The sequence below is a fragment of the Clostridium sp. genome (assembly GCF_036569345.1).
In the GTDB taxonomy this organism is placed as follows: domain Bacteria; phylum Bacillota; class Clostridia; order Clostridiales; family Clostridiaceae; genus Clostridium_AD.
Map to the genome: position 1 here is coordinate 1 of NZ_DATCQT010000159.1, position 6,351 is coordinate 6,351.

The 6,351-nt window shown below is 30.2% G+C and carries 9 protein-coding genes; 5 read left to right on the plus strand and 4 right to left on the minus strand.

All coding sequences use genetic code 11. The annotated features are described in order from the left end of the window. Positions 1-585: 585 nt before the first annotated feature. Together VIM70_RS15905 and VIM70_RS15910 are read right to left on the minus strand one after the other, a co-directional pair. Complete coding sequence (locus VIM70_RS15905) at positions 586-858, minus strand: hypothetical protein (protein WP_331946758.1); 273 nt, start codon at positions 856-858, stop codon at positions 586-588. Continuing rightward, positions 848-1,012, minus strand: coding sequence for a hypothetical protein (locus tag VIM70_RS15910; protein ID WP_331946759.1), 165 nt, complete (start codon positions 1,010-1,012; stop codon positions 848-850). The genes VIM70_RS15905 and VIM70_RS15910 overlap by 11 nt, the downstream gene beginning before the upstream one ends. Before the next feature lie 189 nt (positions 1,013-1,201). On the opposite strand from VIM70_RS15910, the gene VIM70_RS15915 reads away from it, so the two are divergent. The 5 genes from VIM70_RS15915 (at position 1,202) to VIM70_RS15935 (ending at position 5,184) form a co-directional block, all read left to right on the plus strand. Then, on the plus strand, positions 1,202-1,591 hold the full coding sequence (locus VIM70_RS15915; protein WP_331946760.1) for a YmaF family protein: 390 nt from the start codon (positions 1,202-1,204) through the stop codon (positions 1,589-1,591). Positions 1,592-2,399: 808 nt separating this feature from the next. Further along, on the plus strand, positions 2,400-3,368 hold the full coding sequence (locus tag VIM70_RS15920; RefSeq protein WP_331946761.1) for an NERD domain-containing protein: 969 nt from the start codon (positions 2,400-2,402) through the stop codon (positions 3,366-3,368). A 186-nt stretch (positions 3,369-3,554) separates the two neighbouring features. Further along, positions 3,555-4,031 carry an SMI1/KNR4 family protein gene (locus VIM70_RS15925; protein WP_331946762.1) on the plus strand — a complete coding sequence of 159 codons (477 nt, stop codon included), beginning with the start codon at positions 3,555-3,557 and terminating at the stop codon, positions 4,029-4,031. A gap of 55 nt (positions 4,032-4,086) precedes the next feature. Continuing rightward, positions 4,087-4,581: a hypothetical protein gene (locus VIM70_RS15930; RefSeq protein ID WP_331946763.1), complete on the plus strand. Its 495-nt coding sequence runs from the start codon at positions 4,087-4,089 to the stop codon at positions 4,579-4,581. A 399-nt stretch (positions 4,582-4,980) separates the two neighbouring features. Then, complete coding sequence (locus tag VIM70_RS15935; RefSeq protein ID WP_331946764.1) at positions 4,981-5,184, plus strand: AAA family ATPase; 204 nt, start codon at positions 4,981-4,983, stop codon at positions 5,182-5,184. A gap of 154 nt (positions 5,185-5,338) precedes the next feature. Here the strand turns inward: VIM70_RS15935 and VIM70_RS15940 are convergent, their stop codons facing one another. Further along, entirely contained in the window at positions 5,339-5,794 is a 456-nt protein-coding gene (locus tag VIM70_RS15940) for a hypothetical protein (RefSeq protein WP_331946765.1), read from the minus strand. 11 nt (positions 5,795-5,805) lie between these two features. Next, positions 5,806-6,213, minus strand: a complete 408-nt coding sequence (locus tag VIM70_RS15945; protein ID WP_331946766.1) for a gamma-glutamylcyclotransferase family protein — start codon at positions 6,211-6,213, stop codon at positions 5,806-5,808. Between the last annotated feature and the right edge of the window lie 138 nt (positions 6,214-6,351).

A 6,351-nucleotide genomic window follows, 5' to 3' on the forward strand; every position in this document is an offset into this window, starting at 1 on the left:
GAATAAAAATAAAAGTAAACGAAGCAATAACTAGTACTTTGTAACAATATAACTTTGATATCAGTTTGTATTCTCGGATCGGATCAAATGAGCCATACTACAGACTTACGAACAAGGGGTACGGCAACGATTAATGTAAAAAACAGCCACATGACAATATTTGCCTCAAAATACTATCACATAAGTCCCCGTATTACTTTTGTGATGTCACAAAATATAGAATCCATAGTTTTGTGACAGCTTGCACAAATGAATGGTATAATATTCCTATGAGTTACGTCGGATTGGTATTTTATGATGTAATATGTAATAAAAGAAAACTTGAAAGTTATTAAAGTAAAAGGTATTTCAGAAGTAGATACACATGGTAACAAACATTACGCATGGCAGAGAAAATATTATCATATTCATCTTTATTTATGTTTGAATTATTCTCCAGGGATTTTAATATTGCATAGTTTTCTAATTGAAGCATTTCAATTGCAAGCATTAATTCCAAATTCTTTATATAAAACCTTATAAAAAAGTAAGAAAGAGAGGTTTAATTATCCCCTCCATATTACATTAGCTATATTCTCAACTGTATCACCAGTATCTTCCTCCAATTAAACTTCCAATCAGAAGTATTCTGCCTAAATTACCAAGTCCACCTCCACCGAAGCGCCTCATCCCATCATCATTACAGTCATCGTCATAATCCTCATCCTTATAATGTTCTTTGTACTTGTTACATATATCTTTACACATACGATCCATTTCATCTACGGTAGGACAATACATTCTTCCATGTTTCGCTACAATCATATCGTAATGATATTTTACAATTGGATATATTCTGATATAAACCTTAGGATACATGGCTTTTTAAATCTTCATCATCATACATTGGCATAATCATCATAGGCAAAATCATCATGGGCATATTCATCATAGGCATATTCATCATGGGCATATTCATCATAGGCATACATTGTCCAAGATTTTCACAGTCTTTACAACGGTAGTCGTACATAAGTACCTCCAAAATAATATTAACACTTTATATTATTCAACTTTCGTTATTTAGTTACAATATCCTATCTTAGTTAAATACTGAAACTATAGAAAGGTAGTACTGTGATTATTCTGCCTTTTTATATTTAGTTCCATTTTAAAATAAACTACATATAATAATAATGTCTAAATAGAAGGAGTGATGTTAATGTCAAAACATGATGATAATTGTGGCTGTGAAAAAAAACATGATGATAAAGATTGTTGCAAAAAAGAAAAGCAATTCCACGACCATGAATTTGAAGGAAGCACTAGATTAGCAGAATTAGGTAGCGAGGATGCTCATAATCATAGATTTGCTGGAGTATCAAGTCCTGCAATACCAGTTCAAGGTGGGCACGTTCATAAAGTTAAATCAAGAACAGACTTTTTTGATCACTTTCATGAATTTGAAGCAACCTCTGGCCTACAGAAACCTGTTGGCGATGGTAGACATGTCCATTTTGTAGAAGCTAAAACTAATGTCGTTGATGACCATTTCCATGAACTGATTTTTGCTACACTTATAGAAGCTCCAATATTTGAAGAAGAATCTTAGTATAAATTAAGTTGAGTTAAGGCATTATTGTAGAAGGTAGTGCCTTCTTTTTAATACTCCTTCATAGCAAGACTGCTTTAAAAAGTAGAGGACAAAACTTGAACCGATATATAAAATATTAATGAATAAAAATAGATATAATTTGATATAAAAAAGCTGTTAAACACAGTATAATCAATGCTCAATAGATATATTTAAATATTATAAAATTCATAAAAATACTAAAAAAATCAAATACAGGACTCGGCTTATAGACTTTCTCAAACTATGGAAAAGACTATGTTTAACGCATAGTCTTAAAATGCATTTAAATGAGTTGTTAAAATAAACAAAAGGAGTAAATTTATTTTTGCCCCTTTTTTTGCCCCTTATAGGTTAAATTAAGTAGGTATTACCTAAACTTAGTTAAAAAGTAAAATGGCTATTTATAAGGGATCGACGGCTTTTTAAACTTACTAGGGATCATTTCTTTCGAATCTGTAGGTCGTGGGTTCGACTCCCGCCAAGTACCGTTACTGACAATTCCATCAATCACTAATTTATTAGTTTGCTTATAATGTGTACATTAACAAATAATTATTATTTTGGAATAAATATGGTATGATGTTGGTATATTACTTAAGAGATCGGGGGTAAGAGTATGTCATTTCTAGAGAATGCAATCTCTTCAATTATTAAAGGGAAGAAAACGGTGACTTAGCCAATATTCATTAAAAAATTCACTAAGGATAACGAACAATTAAAAGACTTGATTGAGCTTTCAAATAAGGTAGTCTCAAGTAAAAAAAGATTAATTGATAGAGATATCATGTTATTAAAGTATGGTTTAGATGGAGAAAATAATGTTAGTTATGAGCTTCAAAATTCATTTATCCCAATGTTATGTCTCCATGATATTAGATTACAATCAGAGGACTATATTGCTCAACTTGATTTTGTCCTAATAACTTATAAGTTTATTTATGTCTTGGAAACTAAAAAACTAAATGGGGATATAGAGATTAACTCAGACGGAGATTTTATAAGAACTATAAAAAGTAATGCTGGAAAAGCAATTAAGAAAGAAGGCATATATAGTCCTATTACACAAAATCAAAGACATGTAAAAGTATTAAAGGATATCTTAATTAGAGAAAAGATAATTAAAGCTATACCAATAAAGTCCGCGGTTATTATTGCCAACCCTAAAACAATAATGAAGAAAACGAAATGTTCTAAGGTAATTCAAAATCTTATATATAAATATGATCAGTTAACAACTTTATTAAATACGGAATTAAGCTCTGTAAAAAATGATCCAGAAATGAGAGAGAAGCTAATGTATGAGATAGCTGATTATCTTGTAAAAAATAATAGACCAATAAAATTTGATAATAAAGCTAAGTATTCATTAACTGATGATGACTTTGATACAAGTGAAAAGGTGATTACTAAGGAAAGGGTTGTAAGCCAAACACCTGATGAGGTGAAAGCCGAAGACACCGTGGAAATGATAGTTAAGGAAACACAATTTAAAGAAAAGGATATTGTTAATGAAGAAGTTACACCTGTGGTAGTAGTTTCAGCTATGGATGTTTATAATATTTTAAAAGCGTATAGATTAAAAACCTCAAGTGATGAGGGAATAAAGCCGTATATGGTTTTTAGTAATGCTGAAATGGAAACACTTATTAAAGCTAATCCCAAATCAAAGAGTGAATTACATATGGTTAAAGGTTTCGGGGATAAGAAAGTTGAAAAATATGGGGAAGAAATATTGGGAATTTTGAATAGATAAGGGGTTAAAGGGCTAGCAGAACCTAGTAATACTAAATTAATTAGCAAGAAGCTAACTTCCGGTTGCCTCCTAGCACCTCGGAGGAACTAACATAGAAATGAAATGGACAACTTATGTTTGCTAATTGGCGTTCATCATATTGGATGAATAGATCAAATTATTTCAAATGAAAGTAAGGAGGGTAACATGAGTAGAGAAAATTATGAGAAAGCAGTAGAGTTAATGAAACAAAATAATGATAAATGCCATTTTGTTGGTGCTAGACCAGAGTCTTTAATAGTGATAACAGAAAAGACATTAAACCTTTGTTTTAAAGGAGTTTATAGAGAGTTTCTAAAAGACTTTGGAGCCGGAAACTTTGGTTCCCAAGAAATATATGGAATAATAGATAGTGATTTTATAAATTCATGTGTACCAGATGCTATTTGGTACACAATTACAGAAAGAGAAGAAATAGATATTCCAAATAGTTTACTTGTAATATATGATACGGGAATGGGCGAATTGTTTTGTATTGACCTTAGTAAAGTAAATAAATTCGGAGAGCCTTCAATAATTTCTTATATTCCTGGAGTTGATAAGAAGATGCAAAAGTATGAATTAGTGGCAAATGATTTTGGGGAATTATTATATGAATTGGTGACAGAACAATTAAATATCTAAGAGGCGAGAGTATGGAATTAACAAAAATCTATGGCAAATGTAAGGAGATATTTTAATGGAAAAGTTAGTAGCAACATGGATTAGGTATAGTCCTTTATTTAATCAATTTATTATTAAAGCTGATAAAAAAAAATATCAAGGATGTATGGAGTATGTTGATGATAAATTCATATTACAATATTTTTCGGAAAAATATATAATAGAATTTAAGGATGATAATGTGGCTAACGATTGGATAAAATCTGTTATTGAAAGGTATTATTTTAGCGAAAAAGAGTTATCTTTAAATTATGAAAAGCTAAAAAACGATTTGCCTTTTATTAGTTTACAGATATTGAGTGTTAAATCCAATGAATATCTTATTAGGGTTAAATCAACAAAGAATATTTTCAACTATGATATAAATAATTATTATATTGCACACATGGAAAATGATTTAAGGAGAATAAAATTATTTCGGCCAATTGGTGAAGGTAAAAAACTAAAAGCTAAAAAGAATGAAGTTCTCAATAAATATGAAACATTGTGCAAAGACATAATTAATTTTTGAGAAAATAATGCGACAGAGAAAGTGATTGAACTCGACAATTTGATAGTTTGATGAAAAATAGAGATAGAAAACTTGGCGTGAGCCACGACGGGGAACGGTTTTGAGGTATATATATAGTAATTAGCACATCAAACAGCATGTTTATTATATTTTGAAATACAAACAAAAGAAGGTGGGTTTGAATTAGCATCATTTTATAAAAATCATTTAATTTAAGTAACTATTTTGGGTTTTGTGAATGAAAGATTATCAACTTTGAGAAGTTTTTATGTATTACTTTTATGGCGTAGATATTTAGGGTATAATAATACTAAGTATATAAAATTATTTCGGTAATTGAGTAGCAAATATGGGAACAAAGAATAGAGGTTCTAAATAATTTTTAATGAGGTGAAGAAAATGAAGTTGAAAAAAATTAAATTTAATAATCATCAAATACTAAATGATTTAGAAGTTGATTTTTGTGATGGTAATGGAATACCATTAGATACGATAGTTATAATAGGTGAAAATGGAACAGGAAAGACTACCTTGTTAAAAAGTTTATTTGAATCCTTTGAAGTTAGCAGCAGAGCGTGTACGCTTCACTATCAAACTCTGTAAAGTACCTGACCCTTGGGAATAACTTCTAAAAGGTGAAGATTAATATCTGATATATTTATAAATAATTAAAACTGAAGCTTCCCTATAAAATGATTTTAATAGATATAAAAATTACAAGACCCCATATATCCTGTGGGGCCTTATGATGTTAATCCTACAAAGTATTTATACTTAATTTCAGATAATTTTCTATTTCATTCTTCGATAGCTCAGGGTACGTTTCACTGATTCCTTCTTCAATTACTTTTAAATATCTCTGCACAGGCAAATTTCTAGTGAACATATCAGAATGGGTAAAGGTCTTTATGGCTACCCCATTAAGTGTACCTAAATCTATTATAAGGTTATACCATATTGAGCTTTCTTGTTCATTTATATCATTAAATTGTTCCTCAGTTATAAGAAACATTTTGCCAAGAGTATTTATGTTATCATTTCTTTTAGGTTCAAGGAAAGCAACTCCTCCACCCTCCCAGCTTCCTGAATTGTTTCCAAAGTATAATTTATAAGGAATGTTAATATGTTTATCCTCTAAAGGAGCACTTTTGTCATTGCATGGTGTATATTTTTTATTATTAAATCGACTAAATCCACCTTGAATATAAAGCATAAACCGTTCTCTTAAAATATTTGAGCCATAACAGGCATACCACACATATTATTTATTAATATCCATTTTATACACCTCTTTTCCAAGGTTGTAAGGCATAGCTCAGTTATAGTGTAATTCCATATATATACAAAACCTTGTATAGTTTCATTATTTAATTGTAGGTCTACCATTTTTCTGATATATAAGGTACCTTCACCTTCAAGGTTATCAAGCTTTCTTAAAGTTTCTTCATCCACAGAGTATACTTCACCTTTTACCTTTTCAGATTGTTCTGTAACTATTCCAGGGAAGGAACTGACGCAGTACATTGCGTAGCCTTCTAATTCTGCTTCTCCAAGAAATTTTGATTTTGAAAGATAGTAACTGTGATTTATGCGGCCTCTCATCAATGTGCCATATACAAAAACTTTCACCATTATAATTCACCCCATGTTGAAATGCTTCTGGTCCATTCACTGTAATTGCGCGAGAAAATGGATTTTGTAACTTCTATATCCATGTCGTAGTTCAATACCTTTTGAATTTGCATCTCCAAACTTGAATTATGGAATAAT